The 23,195-nt window shown below is 35.4% G+C and carries 23 protein-coding genes; all 23 read right to left on the reverse strand.

The features are described 5' to 3' along the window. Positions 1 to 145: 145 nt before the first annotated feature. Complete coding sequence (locus SCSC_RS08745; protein WP_006270471.1) at positions 146 to 544, reverse strand: serine O-acetyltransferase; 399 nt, start codon at positions 542 to 544, stop codon at positions 146 to 148. Positions 545 to 599: 55 nt separating this feature from the next. Continuing rightward, positions 600 to 1,421, reverse strand: coding sequence for a LicD family protein (locus SCSC_RS08750; RefSeq protein ID WP_006270497.1), 822 nt, complete (start codon positions 1,419 to 1,421; stop codon positions 600 to 602). Between the two features lie 75 nt (positions 1,422 to 1,496). Then, positions 1,497 to 2,453 (reverse strand): capsular polysaccharide synthesis protein, encoded by a 957-nt coding sequence (locus SCSC_RS08755; RefSeq protein WP_236587525.1) that lies wholly within the window; start codon positions 2,451 to 2,453, stop codon positions 1,497 to 1,499. Positions 2,454 to 2,715: 262 nt separating this feature from the next. Beyond that, entirely contained in the window at positions 2,716 to 4,206 is a 1,491-nt protein-coding gene (gene murJ, locus SCSC_RS08760) for a murein biosynthesis integral membrane protein MurJ (RefSeq protein WP_006270481.1), read from the reverse strand. A 4-nt stretch (positions 4,207 to 4,210) separates the two neighbouring features. Then, on the reverse strand, positions 4,211 to 5,293 hold the full coding sequence (locus SCSC_RS08765) for a polysaccharide pyruvyl transferase family protein (protein WP_006270484.1): 1,083 nt from the start codon (positions 5,291 to 5,293) through the stop codon (positions 4,211 to 4,213). A 16-nt stretch (positions 5,294 to 5,309) separates the two neighbouring features. Then, the gene (locus SCSC_RS08770; RefSeq protein ID WP_006270501.1) at positions 5,310 to 6,434 is read right to left on the reverse strand and encodes an EpsG family protein; all 1,125 of its coding nucleotides are present in this window, start codon (positions 6,432 to 6,434) and stop codon (positions 5,310 to 5,312) included. Positions 6,435 to 6,443: 9 nt separating this feature from the next. Continuing rightward, on the reverse strand, positions 6,444 to 7,472 hold the full coding sequence (locus tag SCSC_RS08775) for a glycosyltransferase family 2 protein (RefSeq protein WP_006270507.1): 1,029 nt from the start codon (positions 7,470 to 7,472) through the stop codon (positions 6,444 to 6,446). Positions 7,473 to 7,682: 210 nt separating this feature from the next. Further along, the gene (cps2T, locus tag SCSC_RS08780; protein ID WP_006270504.1) at positions 7,683 to 8,852 is read right to left on the reverse strand and encodes a beta 1-4 rhamnosyltransferase Cps2T; all 1,170 of its coding nucleotides are present in this window, start codon (positions 8,850 to 8,852) and stop codon (positions 7,683 to 7,685) included. Between the two features lie 36 nt (positions 8,853 to 8,888). Continuing rightward, on the reverse strand, positions 8,889 to 10,262 hold the full coding sequence (locus tag SCSC_RS08785; protein WP_006270500.1) for a sugar transferase: 1,374 nt from the start codon (positions 10,260 to 10,262) through the stop codon (positions 8,889 to 8,891). Then, on the reverse strand, positions 10,255 to 10,968 hold the full coding sequence (locus tag SCSC_RS08790; protein ID WP_006270473.1) for a tyrosine-protein kinase: 714 nt from the start codon (positions 10,966 to 10,968) through the stop codon (positions 10,255 to 10,257). Before SCSC_RS08790 ends, SCSC_RS08785 begins: the two co-directional genes overlap by 8 nt. 9 nt (positions 10,969 to 10,977) lie before the next feature. Continuing rightward, positions 10,978 to 11,676, reverse strand: coding sequence for a Wzz/FepE/Etk N-terminal domain-containing protein (locus tag SCSC_RS08795; RefSeq protein WP_006270511.1), 699 nt, complete (start codon positions 11,674 to 11,676; stop codon positions 10,978 to 10,980). A gap of 8 nt (positions 11,677 to 11,684) precedes the next feature. Next, the gene (gene cps4B / locus SCSC_RS08800) at positions 11,685 to 12,419 is read right to left on the reverse strand and encodes a capsular polysaccharide biosynthesis protein Cps4B (RefSeq protein ID WP_006270494.1); all 735 of its coding nucleotides are present in this window, start codon (positions 12,417 to 12,419) and stop codon (positions 11,685 to 11,687) included. A 2-nt stretch (positions 12,420 to 12,421) separates the two neighbouring features. Then, positions 12,422 to 13,873: an LCP family glycopolymer transferase CpsA gene (cpsA, locus tag SCSC_RS08805; RefSeq protein ID WP_006270510.1), complete on the reverse strand. Its 1,452-nt coding sequence runs from the start codon at positions 13,871 to 13,873 to the stop codon at positions 12,422 to 12,424. Between the two features lie 184 nt (positions 13,874 to 14,057). Beyond that, entirely contained in the window at positions 14,058 to 14,663 is a 606-nt protein-coding gene (gene nrdG, locus SCSC_RS08810; protein ID WP_003038320.1) for an anaerobic ribonucleoside-triphosphate reductase activating protein, read from the reverse strand. Between the two features lie 4 nt (positions 14,664 to 14,667). Next, a complete protein-coding gene (locus SCSC_RS08815; RefSeq protein WP_006270469.1) occupies positions 14,668 to 15,165 on the reverse strand; it encodes a GNAT family N-acetyltransferase in 498 nt (165 codons plus the stop codon). 59 nt (positions 15,166 to 15,224) lie between these two features. After that, a complete protein-coding gene (locus SCSC_RS08820; RefSeq protein WP_006270489.1) occupies positions 15,225 to 15,365 on the reverse strand; it encodes a hypothetical protein in 141 nt (46 codons plus the stop codon). Between the two features lie 8 nt (positions 15,366 to 15,373). Further along, positions 15,374 to 17,584 (reverse strand): anaerobic ribonucleoside-triphosphate reductase, encoded by a 2,211-nt coding sequence (nrdD, locus tag SCSC_RS08825; protein WP_006270475.1) that lies wholly within the window; start codon positions 17,582 to 17,584, stop codon positions 15,374 to 15,376. A gap of 107 nt (positions 17,585 to 17,691) precedes the next feature. Continuing rightward, positions 17,692 to 19,224 (reverse strand): hypothetical protein, encoded by a 1,533-nt coding sequence (locus tag SCSC_RS08830; protein ID WP_003071446.1) that lies wholly within the window; start codon positions 19,222 to 19,224, stop codon positions 17,692 to 17,694. Positions 19,225 to 19,278: 54 nt separating this feature from the next. After that, complete coding sequence (locus SCSC_RS09450; protein WP_003071451.1) at positions 19,279 to 19,410, reverse strand: hypothetical protein; 132 nt, start codon at positions 19,408 to 19,410, stop codon at positions 19,279 to 19,281. 67 nt (positions 19,411 to 19,477) lie between these two features. Beyond that, positions 19,478 to 21,010 carry a cardiolipin synthase gene (cls, locus tag SCSC_RS08835; RefSeq protein WP_003071454.1) on the reverse strand — a complete coding sequence of 511 codons (1,533 nt, stop codon included), beginning with the start codon at positions 21,008 to 21,010 and terminating at the stop codon, positions 19,478 to 19,480. A gap of 141 nt (positions 21,011 to 21,151) precedes the next feature. Continuing rightward, entirely contained in the window at positions 21,152 to 21,610 is a 459-nt protein-coding gene (locus tag SCSC_RS08840; RefSeq protein WP_006270508.1) for a Spy0128 family protein, read from the reverse strand. A gap of 98 nt (positions 21,611 to 21,708) precedes the next feature. Then, entirely contained in the window at positions 21,709 to 22,455 is a 747-nt protein-coding gene (locus SCSC_RS08845; RefSeq protein WP_006270480.1) for an MSCRAMM family protein, read from the reverse strand. Between the two features lie 297 nt (positions 22,456 to 22,752). After that, positions 22,753 to 23,190: an SP_0198 family lipoprotein gene (locus SCSC_RS08850; protein ID WP_006270513.1), complete on the reverse strand. Its 438-nt coding sequence runs from the start codon at positions 23,188 to 23,190 to the stop codon at positions 22,753 to 22,755. Positions 23,191 to 23,195: the final 5 nt, after the last annotated feature.

The following is a 23,195-nucleotide window of genomic DNA, read 5'->3' on the forward strand; positions in this document are numbered from 1 at the left end:
TGTTAAAAATAAGACAGTAACCTCAGAATAGCTACTGTCTTATCTCTTTTTTTACTTAAAGCCTTGATAGACTTGACAAATGGTAGAAAAGAGCCATATTCTATTGAGGCACTTACTTTACTATCACTAAGAACCTATTTTAAATTTACTCTACTACTGAATGCTTGATAACGCTTGCTTTTGAAGCTAGTACTTTTAGTTCCACAGGATTAACTACCGTACTTCCTGCTGGAACATCATGTAAAACCATAGTTCCTGCTCCAATCTTAGAATTAGCACCAATTTTTACATTTCCTAAAATAAATGCATAAGCTCCTATAAAACAGTTCTCACCTATGATAATTCTATCATCATCATTTTTAATCCCTAATGTTACATGGTGTTGTATGGTCACATTGTCTTCAATGATAGCATTGCTACTTATAACTGTTCCTAGCCCACGATGTTCAAAATTAACATTTTCCCCTATTTTAGCTTTACGTGGACACTCAAAACCATACAAAACTCTAAGCAGAAAAACTCCGCCTTTAACTTTCTGCTCCAATTATATATAAAATAGAATAATCTCATAATTTCCTCTTTCTTTGTATAGTAAGCTATCATTTTTTATAAGCTTTAAAATAGTGATGTCCTACTCTATCCTTTTCGGGAGGTAAGATCATATAATCTCCATATTCATGTCGCAGAATTTTGTCAAACTCTTTAGGAATTCTAAATTCATATTTCTCAAAAGGAACTAAAATAGTCTCATCAAACCACTCACGCGGAAAGATGTCTTTTTCTCCCCATGATAACCAAATCACACAACCAACAAAGTTACTGTTGTCATAATCTTTGACTCTCGCTAACTTATCTAATTGACTTTGAAAGTAATTTTTTCCAATCACTTTAGAAAACAGATAAACCGGGTATTTAATTAACTTCCTAAAAGCTGATGTTGTCGTTTCAATCGCAAAATGTTCTCTAGTTGCCTGATAACAAAACGATGATAAACGATCCCCCTTCATACCGAAGGCAACCGCTTCTTCTTTCGTATCTCCCAAACCATCATAGGGATAGATATCAATGAAAACTCCCAAACCAAAAGGTTTCTCATTTTCCATCTCAATTCGGTATCTCTGATCACTAATTCGAGTAATCATGTAAGGATATTCTGGACACTCTTCTCGATTAAATACTTTTAAATGTGAATAATCGACGATATTTTCCTTCAAATACTCCAATAGGCGATCATAATCAGGTCGGGGCATCATAATGTCAACGTCATCATCCCAAGGAATATACCCTTTATGCCTAACCGCACCAATTAAAGTCCCGTAAATCAAAGCATAGCGAAAATGTTGCTTTTCACAAATACTAGCAATCGTGTGTAAAATCTCCAACGATACTTCTTGCATCTCTCGAGTAGTTAGTTCTTTCATATCATCCCTCCCGATAATATCTCAATAGCATTCTATACCTAACAACAGTCTCTCAATCAACTACTATCATTTTTATCAAAATAAGTGTTTATAGTAAGTATTCGGTATTCTCGACTTTTCTTCTTCAAATTTATATGTTAGCTTATGGAATGGTGTCTGTTCAAGAATATAATGATACATTGTTTCATCGTACTTTTCAAACAAGCGCAACTGTAGAATATGAGGAGTTGAATTATTGAAAGGAACGACTTTACTCCAGTATTCAGGAAATTCTTCAATTGATAACTGAAAGAAATGATGAATCAGAAAATAATCAACCATAGTATTATTCTGTTCCCAATAAAAATAAAGCAAATCCTTTGTTAATTCTAAAAGCGGATGGTGAGACTTGCTCGCTGTCATAAACCAAGTTGAAATAGCTAATGCCTGCCCATCAAGACCAGGTTTTAAATTTTGAAATAGAAATAAATTCGAATCTAACATATACGAGGGAATATCTGAACTCGAACAAAATACCGTCCCATCAATCCATGTACCACCATACTTGGTCAGTAATTCCAAACGCAATAAATCTGACAAGTGGGTCTTGGAAATAATTCCCTGAGCAATTTTTGTTTTAATGTGATCTGGGAAAGTCACATAGTGATGGTAATTAGCATCTGTTAAAACAACCACTTCTCTGTCTGATAGGTGTTTTTTAACCGAAGCGATACACTCCTGAACCACATGAGGGGCAGCCTCTAAACCTTGAAACCAACAAATCCATATCTTTTTGGAAAAGTTTCTTTGTTGTTGATCATACACAAGTGAATATTGATTGTCTTTCCTAAATTTTGTAATAGTCGATCTGTACTTCCTTCTCAATCTTGAAAGAACTACATTACTATTATTTAGACGGACTATTTCTAATGATTTTTTTGAAAAACCAACCAATGGTAAAATAGCTATCGTTCTAAAAAGGACTCTTGACCTAACTAAATCTCTGAAGATTTCTGTGCCTTTTGTTTTTATCAATTTTGCAAAAATATTCACTAAAAAATTCCTTTCTTTACTTACCATTAAAAAGCATTCTAAAGATGGAACAGTTCATTGAAAAACTGTTTTTTAAGTTCGAATAATTGTTTATAAAATACCTTTTCCAGTCCCTAGTTTTTCAAAGTTCATTGGGATAATGCTCTAAATATAAACACATTTGCTTATTAGTTAGCGTTGAAGCTTAGGGTTAATAACAAAGCCAAGAATATTTTGAAGTAAGATACATTCTTTCCTCTATATAATCCGTCACTCTGCCTGATTATAATTTTATGTGTCTCATTTTTGTTTTTAATAGTAAAATTAGTATCAAATATACTAGGACAGTGCCTAGACCATATACAACAATAGATAAGATTAAATTATTTATAGTAAAGACTGCCTTTAACCAATGTATAAAGACTACCGTCCCCAACATTGCCAAAATATTTTTAGTCATTTCGATTAATATATAGCTAATCTTTATACCTAAACCAAAATTCTTATTGAAGCGAATTGAAATCATGCATAATGAAATTACATTAGATAACACAGTCCCCAGAACAATACCATAAACCCCCAAAAAAGGAACTAGTGACAAGCTAAGTATAATATTTGAGATACTGACTATGACACTATTCTTAAATGTTTCTTTTGTATTAGAATTTGCGTAGAAGTATCTATAAATCAAGTCACGAACGACATTAAACTGTTGTCCGCTGATATAAACACAGGCACAAATATAGAGAACATTTACATTTTCTAGTGTAAATTTCCCACCAAAAAATAGCAAAGCTAATCCCTCAAAACCAACATTTATAAAACCTGCAATAATGATTGCTAGAACACCGTGAAAAAGAATACAGTAATCCCAAAAATATTTAAATATGTTTTTACTCTTTAAATTTGCCACAATTTTAGGATACACATAGACCGTTAAATTCCCAACAATAACAGTATTTACCATTGTTATAATTTGTGAAGCATAACTTAAAATTGTAGCCTGACCTTCTGCTAAATTGGTTGCAATAGTAGTATCTACCATTGTATGCAGTTTATAGACCCCTGAACTTAACAAAGTAGGTAAAAATACAAACATCATATGTTTAAATTCTGGATTTTTAATATCAAAGCAGAATTTATACCTAAAGCCTATTCTAACAGCCACAATAACATCTAAAATTAAATTAATAATTGATCCTGCAATCAAAATCAGAAAATACAAATAGATATTATTAATAACCCCAAGCAATAAAATAATTAATACTATCATATTGACAATAAGTACTATTATCTTTGGAATGTTGTACCTATCCTCACATTGATAATACGCTGTAGTTACAGCTAATACAGATGTAATTCCTTGAATAATAAAAGAGACTATTAAAAAATCTGAAGCAATAGTTATAAAGTCAGTCCCTCTACCAGTTAAGACGGATAATAAAGGTACTCGAAAAATAATAAGCCCTAAACTTAATAATAAAATACAACCATAGGTTAGTGTAATAAAAGTATTCACTGCTTTAGAAGAATTTTTCTTTACATACGCTGGAATAATTACAGTAGTTACCCCACCTGTAACAAATGAAAAAACAAATGTTGCAATTTCCAAAGAAAAATTATAGGCATCCATATAATCGGTTGCACCAAAGTTAACAGCTGTAAATCGAGATTTATATAAAGCCACAATTTGAGATAGGCACGTTAATATAATCATCAAGATTAATTGAATAGCTGTTTTTTTATTTTGATTACTTTTTTTTGTAGTACTCATTATTTCAAAGTGTGCCTCTCATTAATAGTTCATCTAGTTTCATAAAATGCTCATTAGCTTGTTCTGTTATATTAGTACTGCCGTCAAATAATAAATAATTCAAATCTTCAGGCCCTTGACGATCTATATCTGAAACTGAAATACAATAATGCGATAAGTCAAAATTAGCAAGAAACTGTTCAAATTTTTTATTATAAGCAATAGGGAGAATTAACACACCAAAGACCATACCGAGAATCATACTATGGAATCTTGAGGCAATGATTTTTTCTGATTGTTGGATAGAAGCAACTACCTCTCTCCAATTCTCTCCATTATAATTCAAAATAGATATTTCAGATTGTTTATCTGATGGTAGCTTCTCTAGAATTCTATCAATTACCTCTTCATCACCTTCCATTTTACAAAAAGAAGAGAGGATAATTTCATAACCTTGCTCATTATAATAATTTATGCAACGAAGGATAAATTCTTCATAATTAGTTGCATATTTTTTTATATTTTCCCCTTTTTTAAAACAGTCTACAACGGAAACAAAAATTCTTTTCTTTTTCTCATCCATTTTTGGAATGATGTTCTGTATTCCCAAAACAATATCCGGTGCAAAACGGACCTTCGTTAATTCTGGAAACTTTTGCTTGGACCATTCATCACGGAAACAGACATCTTCTGCTTTAGTAAGATAATCTTTAACAAGCAAGCGATACTCTTCCGTTACATAGGGACCGAAATTTGCTCCTAAAATATAAGTAGGATTTAATTGAGGCATTCTAGCTAAACGTTCACGGGCAAGCACATCATCTACATTTTCCTGAAAAATAGATCCCCCGATCACAACATTGAGTTGGCACTTTTTCTCTATTTCTACATAGTAATCTTTATTACAGTTAATTAAAAAACGATCTAATCCTCTTCTTATTTTTTTATATGGATGGACAATGATATTTTTTTCATTACGAAATACCTTTGTATATTCTTCATTAAGAATCACATGAAAATTATGATCTGGATATCGTTTTGCAAGAATATACAAAAATAGATCATCACCTAAATTAACATGGAAAAAACCTCTGACAAATATTTCCATTATATATACTTCCTCCTCATATCATCACATATGGAATAGTCGCATCTATTCCTTGTATTCCATAGTAAAACCACCAATAAAAGAGAAGATAGGCAAGTAAGGCACTAATCATGAAAAAGCGATACCCTTTTTGCGGTCTGCAGTAACACAAGGAAGGATAGACCAAAACATTAACAGAAGAGAAAAAGTAGGCAATTCTTCCCGAGTATACATTTACACTAGTTAGTTGCAAACACAAGACCTCTAGAATAAACATCGCTATGAAAAATCTAGCATAACTTTCCCCTTCATTCCACTTATACCAGCTGATAAGCATAAGAAGCATAATTGGAAACCGACTCAATAATTGACTCTGTACAAAATGAAATGTTCCGCCAATATAATTTACGTAGCTTCCTAAACCTATAATTTTTAAAATGCTAGACACTACTCCTAAGGAAAACAGGGAGGCTATACCTAAAACCAATATGAGAGCAACTTTTTGAAGCTCAACTCTCCTTGAGAATAGCGTGTCAAGTTGCTGATTTGGTTTTATAAAGTAAAACATCGCTGCAATCATTAACAAAACAAGCCCAGAAATATGGAAGGAACAGCCCACCAATAAACAAGTAACAAAGCCCTTCTTATTTCTCTCAATAAAGTATAAAATACCCAATAAAGTGAATGCGACTGCTATTGATTGTCTCATCATATTCAAGGTTGAATTATAGGTAGTAAGATAAAACACCATCATCCCTAGCCATGCTGGGTATTTCCCATATTTTTTTATAGCTAGATAGGTTGGAGCTATCATAAGCAGTTCCAAAATAAACTTTGTCCAGAAAGCGCCTAATAATTTTGTAGTTATATAGACTACAAGTGTGAAACCTCGTTCAAAATCTTTTACGGATAAAAAACGCCAAATTCTATACCAACTAGTATTCAAATATTCTGAAAAAGAATGAGAGGTGGTGGCCGCATTAATCGTCGGCATTAAGTAAACCTCTGTATCAGTTCCAATATGGTCTGCTCTAAATCCTGCAAGCATGCATGGGAGAGCTAAAGCTAATATAACAAAAAGAAGTCTTTGATTTTTCTTTATTTTCTCTGACAATGCTATCAAAGAACTAGAGGCAAAAAAGACACCAATATAAGGTAACATCCCTACTCCTTATAAGCTATTTTTAATTTTCAAGTATAGAATCCTCATTCTACTAGCTACTGCTAACAGCAACCACCACTTGTTGAGTAATACTGTTAATTGAAAATTTGATTTAGACAGTTTTTGTTCCTGAATCAAATCTACTGTCTGCTTATCCAACTCTAACAACAACTGTACTGTGTAGTCTTTTAACTCTTGCGACAACAAGCCCATTTCTAGCAAATCTGCAAGAGAATTGAATAATTGCTTTATATATATCTCTGTTGCCCTTTTTTCAAATGTGTGTTTATGTTGATTGCTGGAAAATTGATTAATCAACTGAATCATATTTTTATAGGCAACAACATTATTTTGTATAAAAACTTTCGAGCAATTTTTCAAGCGGCTGTTAGACGTATTTGTGTCTAATTTATAGATATAGGTACATTGAGAAATATAATACATTTTAGGTTTTTGTAATAAGATATGGATAAAAAAAACCAAATCTTCTCCCGTTATCATCGTTTTGTCGAACTCTATATGGTGTTGGTCTAACAAATTTTTTCTTATAATCTTGCAAACAGGACCATTTAAGGTCCCATCGCTGACAATCCTACTAATTACTGTCTCAAAATCGATCTCCCGTGAGTCACCTTCAAACGCCTTCCACATATGCTTTTGTTGGATATCAGTCGCTAAATCGCTAAAAATAAGGTCATACTTGCCATCCAAAAGATACTGTTCCAACTCATTAAAGGAAACAAGAATATCATCTGAATCAACGAATATAATGTATTGTCCTTTAGAAAGGCTAATCCCCATATTTCTCGCTACGCTAACACCTTCGTTAACTTTTTTATAAAATCTAAAACCAGCCTTTGTCTCTGAAAACTCTCGACACCAGTCAGATACCTTACCCTTTGAACCGTCATCAATGATAACACATTCCATATTTAAGGAACTATTCTTATCCATAAAAGTTTTGATAGACTGAAAGCATTGTTCTAATTTATCTATAGCTGTATTGTAAACAGGAACAATTATGCTCAAATGTATCATATCTATCCTCTTTTTCTTCATAAAAATATTAGCTTATCTCTTTCAAGGGTTCGTATTTGTCCACTAAAATCATCACATCATTATTAAATCACATTCGTTTACTAAACATTCGAAATTTCAATAACATAATGAAGAAGAGTCTGTAAACAAAGCAGGCACGATAGAGAAAAATTAATAGAAGATAAGCTAACAATCTGTTAGTATGCTTTATTAATTAAAAATTGTCTCATATCTAGCCACAATCTTCTCCCACGTAAATGCATCCTCAATTCGTTGACTAGACTTTTCGTCTAATTCCGAAATAGCACCTTCATCAAATCGTTCCACTTCTTCGATTACATGCGCTAGCTCATCTTTTTTCCAATAAATCGCTCCATCTTCACCCACTTCACGATTAAAGCCAACATCTAGTAATAAATTCAGCTTAGTTGATGCTAAAGCTTCAAGAAGCGACGGATTAGTTCCGCCCACTTCATGACCGTGGAAATAGGCAAAAGCGTTCTCGCGGATATACCTGAGTAACTCTTGGTCATAAACAGTTCCGACAAATTTGACTCTAGAATCTTTGTCAAAACCTGTGTCCTTAAGTAACTGATCGTAAAACTTATTTTGTTCCACATTTGTAATGAGAACAAAATCTTTTTTAGAATTAGACTTCATAAATTCACGAATCATGGCTTCATAGTTGTTCTCAGGCACAAACCGTCCCACCACTAAATAATATCCATTTTCAGTTATGTTTTTTTCCTGATACCAGCTACGAACCTTTTCGTCTCTAGATTGCAACTTAGAGCTACTTGTGCCTGTTCCATAGGCGATATAAGTCGTTTTAGGTTGATACTTTTTATAGTCAGCTTGAATATATTTCTCAATATTCTTACTATCGCATATTAACAAATCCGCATGCTTGACCATGAGTTGCTCTGAATATTTCCAATATTTACGAACAGGCAAGCTCCACTTAGCTCGTAGCCATTCGTGCCCGTCCGGATTAACCATCAGAGTTCCTCCAAGAGCTTTGATTTTTCTTTTTATACTTGAAATAAACGGACCAATTCGGCAGGCTAAAATATAAAATATCGGTGCTTCGTCCCTGTTTGTTTTTGCTATTTCAATCGCCTTATTTAGAGCAGCAATATCATAGGAAATGGCGCGAGCTGGACCAATGTTTGGAACATCAATATTGAAACAAATTGCTCCATTATGCTCAAAAAAATCTTCTGTAATGCCAGATTTTGCTGAATTTTCCCTCATGCAAGCAACATAATATTGAATATTTTTACTGTTTTGAAATTCTGTTAATTTCTCTACAAAGGTTTCAAATCCACCATATTTAGCTGGAATTCCTTTAGAACCAATAATATAAACTGTTTTTATCATTTTTCTTTCATCAAAAATAGAGAAGAGGAAGCAAGACTACTTTGCTCCGTCTTTCATTAGCACAACTTTAATTGTTTTGAGTAAGATTTTGATGTCTGACCAAATGGTCCAACCGTCAATATAAGCGACGTCTAATTTGACAACTTCGTCAAAATCAGTAATACTGCTGCGACCACTAATTTGCCACAGACCAGTGATACCTGGCTTGAAACTCAAACGCCGTTTTTGTTCAGGAGTATAGTGCTCATATTCATCTTTGGTTGGTGGGCGCGTTCCCACAAGACTCATATCTCCTTTAAGAACATTATAAAATTGTGGTAATTCATCCAAGCTTGTTTTCCGAATGAATTTCCCAATTGGAGTAATCCGAGGATCATCATCCATTTTAAACATCCCACCACTCATGGTATTATGTACCATCAGTTCTTTCTTACGTTCTTCGGCATCTATGTACATAGAGCGGAATTTGTAAAATTTAAAGATCCGACCATTTTTCCCAACACGTTCCTGAACAAAAATAGCTGGCCCACCATCTTTACGAATCATTGGCACTAAGAAAATCGCTGCAATACCACAAAGCAAAAGTCCAAAGAAAGAGCCAATAATATCTAAAATTCGTTTGGCAACAATATGACTATAATTGTAGAAATTTGTTGAGAAAGTGACTACGCTAAAACCAGCAATCTCTTGAAGCCTCTTCTCACCAATTTGAAAATCTAAGGCGTTAATATTCACATTAACTGTGATTCCCATATTCTCAAACTGAATAACCAAATCCTCAATGGAATAGTAATCGCTTGGCAAACTAATAAAGACTTCATCAACAACGGAACGAGTCGCAAATTCAATGAGACATTCTCTCGGAACAACATCGAAGTTGGGATGCTGATAATAGGAATTATCAAATACAGAGACAGCAGCGATGCAATCATTAAATGAGCAAGTTTGCGTTAGCTGCTGCAAAATTCTATCCAAGCGGCTTGAAACAGTAATGACTAGTACTTTCTTACTACTTTTTAGTCTGGGATGCACTCGCAGATAATATTGTTTAATCAACAAATTGATACAATAAATACAAACAGCATTTAAAAGAATAAAAAGAATAAGATCTTTCCGAGTTAGTAAAAAGCTACCTTTTGACATAAATGAAAAGAAAGTAATCATAACAGTATATAAGGCACTGTATTTTATCGTTTCTGTAAACTCAACCAAATAACCGCGTTTGAAAAAGTGGTAACCATAATTACTGATATAAAAAGCAACGATATGCAGCAATACTAGTATGATGATGTCATTACTTGTTAGTTTTGAATTCAAGACTAAATTCATAATTGTAGAAATAGTGACAACAGAAAGTAGTTGTGTCAATACAATCTCTATTTTTTGAAATTCTTTTCTATTTTCAAGCATCCCTACTCCTAAATTTTTTCTTGCCATAGTTCCCATAGTCTCCATAATTACCATAAGAACCGTACTTTTCTAGCTGTGTATCATACTTATTTAAAATAACTCCCAAGAATGGAGTGCCTGTTTGCTCTAGTTGCTCCTTAGCTTTTTGTAAAGCTTTACGTTTTACATTTCCTGATTCAACCACTAACGCACTAGCATCACATTTTTGAGCAATGATGGCTGCATCAATCACAATTCCAATAGGAGGAGTATCGATGATAATATAATCATAATGATTTCGTAAAATAGCAACCATCATCCCAAAGCTCTTACTTTGAAGAAGTGCAGTTGGGTTGGGCGAAATCTGTCCTGCTTCAATCACAAATAAATTTTCAACATTTGTATCACATAAACCGTTTGATAAATCAGCTGCACCAGCTAAATAATCTGTCAAACCTGTAATTTTGTCACGTGTTTTAAAAACTCCCGACATGACTGAATTACGAAGATCTGCATCAATCAGCAAAGTGTTATAGCCTGATCGTGCAAAAGCAATAGCTAGATTAGTAGAAGTTGTTGACTTCCCTTCACCGGACTGTGCAGAAGTAACAGCAATAACTTTAATATTTTCTCCACTAAGCTGAATGTTGGTTCTTAAAGCGTTGTAATATTCTTCTGACTTTTTGAGAGCTTTCTCTTTATTTTTAGCTAATTCTAATCTTGGCATCATTTCCTCCTATTTTAGTTTATCCATATTCGGCACAACTCCAAGAAGAGTAATTCCTAACGCTTCTTCCACATCTTCTGGCTTTTTCACTCGATCATCCAACACTTCAACGATAATAATAACCATTGAAATCAAGGCTCCTCCAGTTAAGAAACCAATTAAGGTATTGCGTTTGATATTCGGTGAAGAAGGAGAGTTTGGTACTTCTGCTTCTTCTAATGTCGTCACGTCTGCTACTTTTGTAACAGCTATAATCTTTTCAGCTGCTACTTGGCGAAGGCTATTAGCAACACGCGCAGCTTCCTTTGCATCACCATCTGAAACGGCTATTGAGACAATACGTGTATCGGTCGGAACAGTGACTGTAATCTTCTTAGCTAGTGCACTTGGCTGCATATTTAATTTTAAGTCAGAGATTACTTTGGCTAATACATCCTGCGATAAAATGATTTCCTTATAGTCTTTAACCAAGTACGATCCAGCCTGCAAATCTTGGTTTGTCAATGTGGAATTATCACTAGGCTGTCGATTTACTACATAGATCCTTGTAGAACTTGTATAATTAGGCTTTATAATAAAGGTATTATATCCTAAAGTAATGATAGCCATCACAAAAGCTGTCACAACGATGAGAAATTTTCGTCTCCATAGACTTTTAACTAATGATAGAACATCAATTTCCATCGTCTGATTATCTTGATTTTTCATTTCTTCTCCTAAATTAATTCATCTTTTAATAATATTTCTTGATTTTCACGGAATAGCATATCAGCGTATGCTTTGCCATATTTTTTAGAAATGATTTGATAGGCCTCCTGCATATAAGGGGGGCGCGGACCTAAATTATGCATATCACTCGCTACAAAATGGACTAAATCCTGCTCCATAAAGAACTGCGCCCGTTTCTTCATGAATTTATACTTATCGCCACTAAATAACTTCGGCTTTAGGACACTGGAGCTATTGATTTGCATATAACATCCCATGTTGATCAAGTCTTGCACTTTTTTCACATCGTTTTCCAAGTAATGATAACGCTCAATATGGGCTACAACTGGTGTAATTCCTAAACGCAGAACATTATTTAAAGCACTGTGGATTTCTCTGTATGGAGTTGTCATACTAAACTCAATCAGAGCATAACTCGTTCCACCCAAAGTTGGAATAATTTTTTTATCCAATTTTTCTAAAATATCGCTAGTATAGTAAATTTCGGCACCATAAAGAATGGTGAGGTCGTCCGCCACTTCTTTAGCGATTTGCTGAACCTCATGAAAATTTGCCGCGATTTTTTCTTCAGGAGTTTCAAACATTCCCTTTCTACGATGAGAAGTTGAAATAATCGTTCGAACTCCTTGGCGATAACTTTCCGTCAAAAGCTCTCGCGTATCCTGACGTGTCTTGGGACCGTCATCTACATCAAACACAATATGCGAATGAATATCAATCAATCTTATTTACCTTCCATCACTTTCTGAATTGCCGCTTTGGCTGCATTCAAGCTATCTTGATTTAATTCCATCATGTAAAGATTCGCATCTGGCATAGCATAAGACGGAAGATCTGTCCGTCCCTCACCTGTAACAGCTTGAGAAGTCACAGTATAACTACCGCCAGATTCTAGTTGTGTATTAATGAGATTCATCATCGTTTCAAGACTCATATTGGTTTGAACTGAATTTTGTAAACCTGAAATAATCTCATTGTAATTCTTCAAAGCATGTGTTGAAGTCAACTTTTTAATAATTGCCGCAATTACTTTTTCTTGATTTTTACCACGGTCGTTATCTCCGCCGCTCAATGAATATCGTTCTCGCACAAAGCCTAGAGCCTGCTCAGAATTTAGATGAACATCTCCTACACCAAAATGATAATTCCCGTGCAAACTTGTAAATTCTTGGTCATTATAAACGTCAATACCACCTAACAAGTCCACTAATTTGAGGAAAGAAGTGAAATTGAGTCGGATGTAATAGTTGGTTTTAATGCCATAGAGATTTTCCAATGTATGAATGGACGCTTCCACACCATAAATGCCAGCATGCGTCAATTTATCATTTTGATTGTTGCCACCATCAGCAATCGGTACGTAAGCATCACGCGGTGTTGTTGTTAATAACACTTTTTTTGTTTTGCGATTCACTGTCATGATGATATTCACATCCGAACGAGATACAGACGAAACGGGACCATAAGTGTCAATACCACTAACATAAATGTTAAAGACATCGTTGTTGGTAGCTGGTGATTGCGCATTTTCTATTTTCTTACTAATCTTATAAGTATAGATTTTCTTAATTTTTGAAGCATAATCTGGATGTTCGTTTTCGATAACACTTTCAAAAACACTATTTAGCACCATAGCCTTCGCTTCACCATTCCTCAAAGAGTTATAAGCTGCCAGATAAGAAGAAGATTGATCAACCGTTAGATTGACTTTTTTAGTTTTTGCTAAGTTGTTTGTTAATGCCTTGATATTTTTTTCATCATTTGCTGTCGGAGCAAGAACATTTTTCACTTGGCTAATATCTTTAATGTCGCTATTTGCCAGTACCACCACACTCATTTCATATTCAGAATAGTTGGATGTTGCATTTAGACCATTAGACAAATCCAGCACTTCTTTAATGGCATACATCGCACCTGAACTAACTAAAATAGCCAAAATGAGAATAATAGTCGTTGTGACACGCGCTTTATTTTTAAAAATTAAAAAGCCAGTCACTAGTGCTACGGCTACTAGGAAGATTGATAGTAAAACATTCAAGTACCGAAATGCTAGAATGTTATACCGAAACATTGAAAAAACCAATAATGCTGTTAGCAATGCAAAAACGATTAGCAATGCAATATTTAAGATTCGATAACCTCTCTTCTTAGAAGAGCGCAATCTTTTTTGGACCATTTTAAACCCCTACGTAGAATTATCCATTTCATTACTCCATTATAGCATAAAATAACTGAAAGTTAAACATTCTTTAAAAATTACAAAAACTTTAAATTATAAATGCGTTTTCAATGCAATCTTTCGCCATTACATTTTAAACAACAAAAAAGCAGGAACAATCAAGTCCTACCTTGGTTTAAATTTATTCTGTTTTATCTCGATTAACCTGCTCAAAACTTTCTGTGCCATCATTCAATCTATCCCAAATAATCACTTTTCCAGCTTTGAGAGACTTTTGTACATCAATAATACGCTGATTAGAGGAACCTCGAAATTGTAACATGAGATTTCGTTTTGCCTTATCAAAACGACCATCTACCAGAATATCAATGAGACTAAGAAGTTCAAGTTTATCTGGTGTTTCCAGCATCATTTCTTCCCATGTATAGCCCGTCCAAGACCAAATATCTTTGTCAGGCAACTCTCGTCGAATACGCTTGACTAAAGGCAAGAGAATCCCAGTATTCAGAAAAGGCTCTCCTCCTAGCAAGGTCAGGCCTTGAACATAGGGCTCAGCCAAATCTTTCATGATTTGCTCTTCCAGCTCTTGCGTATAAGGAATCCCGGCATTGAACGACCAGGTCGCTACATTGTAGCAGCCCTCACAATGAAACATGCAGCCGCTGACATAGAGGGAATTACGCACCCCTTCACCATCCACAAAATTAAAGGCTTTATAGTCAATAATACGCCCCTTGCTTAACTCTTCACTTTTCCACTCACCTGGCTTCGGTGTATTCCATGTCATTTTTCTACTCCAAATCTATCCAATAGCGCTCTTTCCCAGCTCGTACATCTTCCAATATTCCGCCATTTTTTAAAATTACTGCTCGACTAGCTGGATTATCTACCGCACAAGTCACCAGCACTTGGTGAATATTCTTTGAAGCAGCAACAAGAAGTCCTTCTTTCAGCATCGAAGTAGCACGGCCTCTCCCTTGCATAGATGGACGAACACTATAGCCTATATGACCACCGTGTTCGAGTAAATATTCATTTAAGCTCAGGCGCAAATTTAAAAAACCAACTGCTTGTCCTTCATCAAACCCGACAAGTTGTATAGCTGGCACCCAGGTATCAGGAATATTGAGACTCATTTCTGCATCTCGGTTCCCAGCAATCCAATCTTCATAATCAAAATCCTCCTCGTTCCAAAAACCACCATCATGTGCGGCATTCAAACTTTCAAATTCCATTATGAGAGCCATGACTGCGTCCTTATCTTCCAATCTTGGTCGTCTTAATTTCATATTTCACACCTTGATAGAAAGAGAGTGAGACTAGCTTCATGCAGACCTCACTCTTTCCCTTATTTTTTCTTTGCTTTTTGCAAAAATTGTTCTCGCAAACTTGTAACACGAGCTTTCTTGTTGATTCCACCTTTCGAGTGTTTTTCATGATAGCGTGTGACTTGTGCTTTCCCTTTGTCGTCTAATTGATATTTTCCCATGAAAGTTCCTACTTTTCTACATGATGTCCTTCAAACTTGATTGTTGAACCATTCATGTGTTTAACACGAGCCGAAATCTCCTTGTGACGTCCATTTACCATCGGACGAGCTTGAGGATTTCCAAGATAACCACAAGTTCGCTTCACAACATCAACTGTCTTAGGATCGCTATTGCCGCAGTTTGGACAAGTAAATCCACGTTCGGTTGGCGTAAAGTCCCCTTCAAAATCGCACTTGTAACAATGGTCAATCGGAGTATTGGTTCCAAGATAGCCCACACGATCGTAAGCATAGTCCCAGACTGATTCGAGTGCTTTCGGATTTTGTTGTAGAACAGGATATTCACAGTAGTGAATAAAGCCTCCTGAAGCCCCAGCTGCTGGATAATCTTTTTCAAAATCTAATTTTTCAAATGGTGTCGGATTTTTACGGACATCATAGTGGAAACTATTCGTATAGTATTCCTTATCTGTAATATCTTTTACAAGACCAAATTTTTCTGTATCCAGACGACAAAAGCGGTCTGTCAGACTTTCAGACGGTGTAGAATAAACAGAGAAGTGGTAGTCATATTGGTCAGACCATTCTTCTACACGGCGCTTCATTTCACGAACGATATCGACTGTGAATTTCTTGGCTTTTGGATTGTGCTCCCATTCACCACCATAAAAGACTGTAGCCACTTCATACAGACCAATATAGCCAAGAGAAACCGTGGCTCTACGATGCTTAAAGAGTTGATCCACCTTATCATATTTACCTAGACGTTTTCCAAAAGCACCATATTGATAAAGAATAGGAGCATTAGCTGGAGTCGCTTCTTTGGTGCGTTCGACACGGTAGACGAGCGCATCTTCAGCAATATTCATCCGCTCATTAAAAATTTCCCAGAATTTCTCCATGTTGCCTTCAGATTCAAGGGCAATTCGTGGAAGGTTGACCGTCACAACGCCAAGATTCATCCGACCAGAATTGACTTCTTGACCGTTTTCATCTTTCCAGCCTTGTAAGAAAGAACGGCAGCCCATTGGAACTTTAAAAGAACCTGTTAATTCCACAATTTTGTCGTAAGACAAGACATCTGGGTACATCCGTTTCGTAGCGCATTCCAAAGCCAGCTGTTTAATATCATAGTTTGGGCTATCCGGTTCTAAGTTCAATCCGCGCTTCAACGTGAAAATCAATTTAGGAAAAATAGCTGTCCGATGTTCAGACCCCAGACCTTTAATGCGAATTTGAAGAATCGCTTTTTGAATTTCACGCTCAAAACGATTGGTGCCAAGACCAAAACCAAGCGATGTAAATGGGGTTTGTCCATTTGACGTAAACAAGGTATTGATTTCATATTCCAAAGACTGCATGGCATCGTAAATGTCTTTTTTCGTCTTTTCCCAAGCAAACTCTTCCTGTTTTTCAGGAACGACCCATTCACGCGCATCCTTCAAATGCTTTTCGTAATTCTTTTCAGCATAAGGCGCTAAAACTTCATCAATTCGATCAGCTGAACAACCACCATACTGACTAGAGGCGACATTGGCAATGATTTGAGAAATTTGCGCAGTCGCGGTTTGAATCGACTTTGGACTTTCCACCTCTGCATTTCCAATCTTGAAACCATTTTTCAACATCCCTTTGAAATCAATCAAGCAGCAGTTTGTCATCGGCGTATATGGGCTATAGTCCAAATCATGATAATGAATATCCCCTTTTTGATGGGCGTTTGCTACATGCGGCGGCAGCATTTGCAAACCAATTGATTTCCCAACAATCCCCGCTGTCAAATCACGTTGAGTATTGAAAACATCACTGTCCTTGTTGGCATTTTCATTGACAACCGCTTGATCTTTATTCAGCAATTTGCCGATTGTGAAGTTGATATCTGTTGCTTTTGAACGCGCAAAATCGCGTTGGGTACGGTAAGTAATATAACTTTCCGCAATAGCATATTCATTGGCTTGCAACAATTCATGCTCAACGATATTTTGAATTTCATAAATTTTAACACCAGCAGGGAAGCGTTCAATCACCTCTGCTACAATTTTATTGGTAATCCCTTCAAGTTTTGCTTCTAACAACGGCGTCATCGTCGTTACTTCTTGACTAGCTTTGACAAGCGCTTTATAAATCTTATCTGCGTCAAAAGCCACACGACGACCGTCACGTTTTTCAACATAAATATCAGCAAAACCTTGTACTGTTTCTTCTTTTAATGCTATCATGAGCTCCTCCATTCATATAAATCATATTATATCACTCTCATAAAAAAAATCAATATCTTGTGGTAAAAAACTTAAAATTTTATTTTAAACACAAGATATTGATTAAATCATTTTAATTTATAAAGCTTGAAATGATGAAGTTCCAGGTCAGTTTTCTCATAATTTTTCTGAATTTGTTTTTGCACATCTTGAAGAACAGGCACTTGATTATTCACTAAAATATAGGTTGGTGCATTTTCTTTCAGACTCCTAGCTAGCGCCATTTTATTTTCATCGGTTCCTTGGTACAAGCTAGGTGTTAAAATTGGTACTGCAGATAAGTGTCTACTCGCCTGATAAAGCGCTGCTGTTTTATCCCAAGCATAGATTTTATCAGTCTTCTTCGCTTTATCTTTGATATAATTTGCCGCAGAAACACGTTCACTTGCTTCACCTGAAGATAAAATATAGTGATTAACAAGCGGAGAACCAATTAAGTAAGTAACTGCTAAAAGCGGCAAGAAAGCATTTTTTGCAACATACGTTCCTAAAATAGATGTAGATTTTTGTACACGGCTATGACGTCCACCTCTTTTAAGTTTACTTTTTCCTAACCACATACTGAGCAAAATCAGGAAGAATGGCAAAACAGGCAACAGCTGATAAGCGCCTTGATCTGGCAAAAAGAAAACAAATAAAACTAAAATTAAGGACGCGAAAAAACTAAATAGCTGCAGGAAACGTTCCAAAGAATTTGCTGGCAATGAAAAACTTCTCACCCAAGAAAACACTAAACCAATTCCAATGATTAACCCACCATAAAGTAAACCATTATACAACAAGTGCTGCCCTGCAAAGCGTAAGCTTTCCAACGGATAAAGAATCTGACTAATCGCAAGACCAAAGCTACCATTTAAAACCGTATAATAGCCTAAAGGATAAAATAGAAACGAAAAGCCTACAAGTGCTGCTAAAAATTGATAAAGGCCATGTACTTTTTTCTTTACACTAATATTATAAGCTGACAAAACAAGGAAAGCCACTAAATAAAACACGAGACTTGTCATCGGATCTGTCATAAACATCAATGTACCGAGCGCACCAAAACCAATAAAACCTCTGTCACTAGCTTCTCCTGCAACATAGCGCATCAGAAAGTACAGTGCACCAAATACAAAAGGAAAAGCAAAAATACTAGAATATAAACCGCCCCAGCCCAAAGCTAAGGTTAATCCATAAAATAAAGAAAGAATCTTTACAGAGGTATTCCTTACAGTTGTTAATTGGTAAACAATTTTAAAAAGAAAAATTCCTGCAACAAATAGGGCAAAGCACTGCACTACTGCAAATAAAATATTGCCCATGAAAAGACTACCCACCCAATTAGTTAGATAATAAAGCAAACCACTCGTTCCATAAATATTTCCATAAATAACCTGCCCCTGCGCCATTGCCCATCCAGCATATAAATTTTGAGATTGCAGATTAGTAGCAAAGTTGGTCAAAAATGGATTGGCAACACTTAAAACACTCAATAATAAGCTCCACAAAAATAAAACGACAAACGGCGTCGGTGTAGGTTCTACAAAAAATTTTTTCTGTTCACTTTCTTCGTGAATACTCTCTACCATTGGCCCTTGTTCAAGCATTGTGTCGTGCATAAAGATTCTCCTTGATATCAGTCTTATTTAGTATACCAAAATCTCCTCTATCTGTCAGCTTGATTCTGACACAATCTTCATCTTTTGCAAAAGCAAGGCATAATATTCCAAATCTCGAAAACGGTGATGACTTCTGTTTGTATACTTTTGCAAAAATTCTTGTTCTTCTTGTGTTAGATGTATCATTATTTCGCCTTCTTTTTACTAAATTATTCGTAAAAAAGAAAAAATTCCTCTCATACAAGAGAAATTTTTATAGCATCGGCGCAAACAATTCGACAATCTCTTTGATTAAACGTTGATACCAAGTATTTTTAATAGTATCCTCATGAATTTCTTGAGAATTCTCAAAAAGGTTTTCAAAATCTTGTTTTAAGTCAAACATAGAAGGCGTTTTATACATCAAAATAGCATTTTCATAGTGGTGAACCAGACTTCGATAATCAAAGTTGATTGTTCCAACCACACCAAAATCATCATCTGCCACCACATGCTTACTGTGAATAAAACCTGGGGTATATTCGTAAATCTGCACCCCAGCTGCTATCAAGTCTGGATAAGCGCCTCGCGTAATGAGTTGAATCAGCTTTTTATCTGGAATGGAAGGGGTCACAATCCGCACATCTACCCCACGCATAGCTGCATTTTTAATGTCTTCTGTCAAGTCATAATCAATAATTAAGTACGGTGTAGCAATATACACATAATCTGTCGCTTGACTGATAATATTTTGGTAGACATTTTTACCCACTTGAGCTTTGTACATAGGCTTAGGTCCGCTTCCATACGGAATATAAAGTCCTGATGCATCTATTGCTTTATTGTCCAAATGATATTGATCAAAATCGCTAATGGTTCCACGGTTGATATACCAGTTCATAAGAAAAAGACGTGTCAAGGCCTTTACTGCACGACCATTTAAACGAATCCCACCGTCTTTCCAGTGACCAAAACGCTCAATGTGATTAATGTACTCATCTGCTAAATTGACCCCTCCAGTATAGCCAATCTGCCCATCAATAACAAGAATTTTACGATGATCTCGATTATTATAAGCTACTGTCATTCGCGGAATCACTTTGTTAAATTTATGGGCATCAATCCCTATAGCTTGTAATCGACTGGTGTAGTCGCCAGGAAGAGTCGCCATACAGCCAATATCATCATAGAGCATCTTCACTTCGACACCTTGAGTTACTTTCTCACGCAGAATATCCAAAATACTATTCCACATGAGACCTTCTTCCACAATATAATATTCCAAAAAGATAAATTTTTCTGCCTTACGCAAATCTTCCAGCATTTTTTGAAACATTTCTTCGCCTAAAGGGAAAAATTGTGATTCCGTACCGTCATATACATCCGCATTATGATCCATGCTAAGAAGTGATTTGATAATCCCATAAGCTGACTTATCTGTATTTTTCAACTCTAAACGCAACTCATAACTATTATCCTCACGAAATTTCATTTGATCCATATTTTTCAACTGTTTCAATTCACTTCTAGACAAACGACGCTCACCAAACATCAGATAAAGCAACGGTCCAAAGACTGGAATAAAAGCCACTAAAAGCCAGGTTACTTTGCTTTCTGGCGTCATTGAACGATTGACAATCGCCAAAATCGTTGCCACACTGAACAAAATCACAAAGGCAATCCATAAAGTAGGCGTCCATCGACCGAGCCAAAAGAAAAACCAAAAAACAAGCACCAGTTCTAACACCATAGTAATGATGCTAAAACCATATTTTGACATCAATAGCTGAAATTTCCTAAAACTCATATTCTCTCCCTATCAGTATTTAGTACTAGTATAACGGGGATTACCTAATAAATCAAGCCAAAGTCAAGTCTTGCTTGATTTTCAAATCATTTTTAAAACTTTCAATAAAAAAGGGAACCTAATTCGGCTCTCCATTTCTCATTAGGCTTCCACCTCTAGACTTATTTTTTTCTTGATGAAGTAAACTGCACCCACTAACAATATCATATCCATAAAGATTGCTAAGTAATGAACAGCTATTCCTGTTTTAGGCAAACCTTTCTTCGGCGGTGTTGCTGGTAGGGTATAGCTATTTTTAAAAGCTTTAACATCCTGATCATATCGACCTTTAGTTTCTAGTATACGCGAACTATTGTCTGTAACAGTCACTGTTACTTTGATCACTTTTTTATCATAGATTACACCTTGAAGTTTCGTATCTTTTTCAGTAATCATATAATGATATGTTCCCACTTTCGTGTACTCAATAGTATCGAAAATCACATCACCATTAACAGCATTTTTCTTGACTTGGTGGACATTATCCTCTGTGCCTTTGAGTTCAAACTCAAATTCACCTGCCTTTAAATCACGTCCAATTAATAATTTCTTAACTTTCAATTGACCTCAACCAATCCTCGTTTATTGAGAACTTCCAAATCATAAGTCTTCTCATTATTAAACTTATCCGGAGTAATCTTAAACTTTCGTTTAAATGGCTAATATCCAGCCGGAGCTTTTATTTCTTTAATTTTATAAGTATCTTTTAATAGATTCAGACTTGTTACTTCCCCTGCACTATCTGTGATAAATTCCCCAACTGTAGTACCGTTGCGATCTCGTATAACCCTAAAGATAGCTACCGTTAAAGGCATGCCAGAAACTTCATCCTTTTTATGCAGCGTGATTGAGTAAACATAATCTTCTGCATTTCCGCTTGCTTCTCTGTAAGTAGTCTTCACTATGGAATTTATGATTTTTATTTTACTTGACCAAAGTGAAGCAATATTTTCAACAATTTCTCCATTCTGTAAATTATAGTTTGCTTTAGCTTTATAGTTAATACGATAACCTTCTCCTGCTTTGATATGACCTAAATCAACCGAAAATTGTGAGTCAGATATGAAATTGATTGTAAATTGTTCCGTGACATTTATTTTATTCTTCAATACCCAACGATTATTTACAATCACCCACTTACCTTTTTCAATTTTGAAACTGTTCTTAATATAAGAAATTTTAGGAGTACTCAGAATGTCTGTTACTTTGGCATCAGAAATCTCTTTACCAGACTGATTAATAGAAATGTGATAACTGATAATCTTATCTGTTTTATAGCTACCTGATTTTGTAAGATCTGTCTTTTTAACTTGTCTTCCCCCTTCAAAATCCACCTTTCCTACTGGTACTGTATTTCGATTTACCGTAAGTTGAAAAAATTCTCTCTCGCTGTTCGTTTTTATCACCTATTACACTTCAAAAAGTTAGCCAAATTCTCTTCCCTCATCTTCCTATTTCTAAATTTTTTCTGAAATACTAAACTTTTTTCATTCTCACATAACTCCAGTATAGAGAATCACTAGCGAGCGCAGATAAAATCCACGAAGCGAACAATTTATAAACCATTTGGAGCGGTGGGTAAAACAAACACAATTTAAAGCAGTGGTTATAAAAACTGATGAAATATCTGAACTCAACCTCCTACATTTGCAAGCTACTATTTAGTTTTTCTATTAAGAGTCATTGCTCCAATATCAAATAAGTTATTGCTTCGTTAAAACAACCGTATCATTTTCGCCGTTTTCTTGCTCAATATCCTCAATTGTCAACTGATTGCCATTAATCATATAACGCTCAATGTCGTTACCAATCGTCATTCGCTGATTTGTTGGATCAATGCTCACTTGTTTTACTTCTTTCTTACCATTTGGCTCTTCTTCTGTCCACGTGCCACTGTTTCCCTTGATAACCAAAGTGATCTCATCTTCTTCGTCCATACCTTTATAAGTACCGTCTAATTTTTCTACCGAATTTTCTGCAATAGTTGACGAAGTGCTGCTCTCACTTGAGACTGTAGTTGATTGACTGCTTGAGATAGATTGAGATGATGATGAAGTTTGATTAGACTTGGCACACGATGTCAAAATGATAAGCCCTATTAGAAACAATGTGGCATAGCCAAGTTTCTTTAATTGTACCATTTGAT

The organism is Streptococcus constellatus subsp. constellatus (genome assembly GCF_023167545.1).
Classification (GTDB): domain Bacteria; phylum Bacillota; class Bacilli; order Lactobacillales; family Streptococcaceae; genus Streptococcus; species Streptococcus constellatus.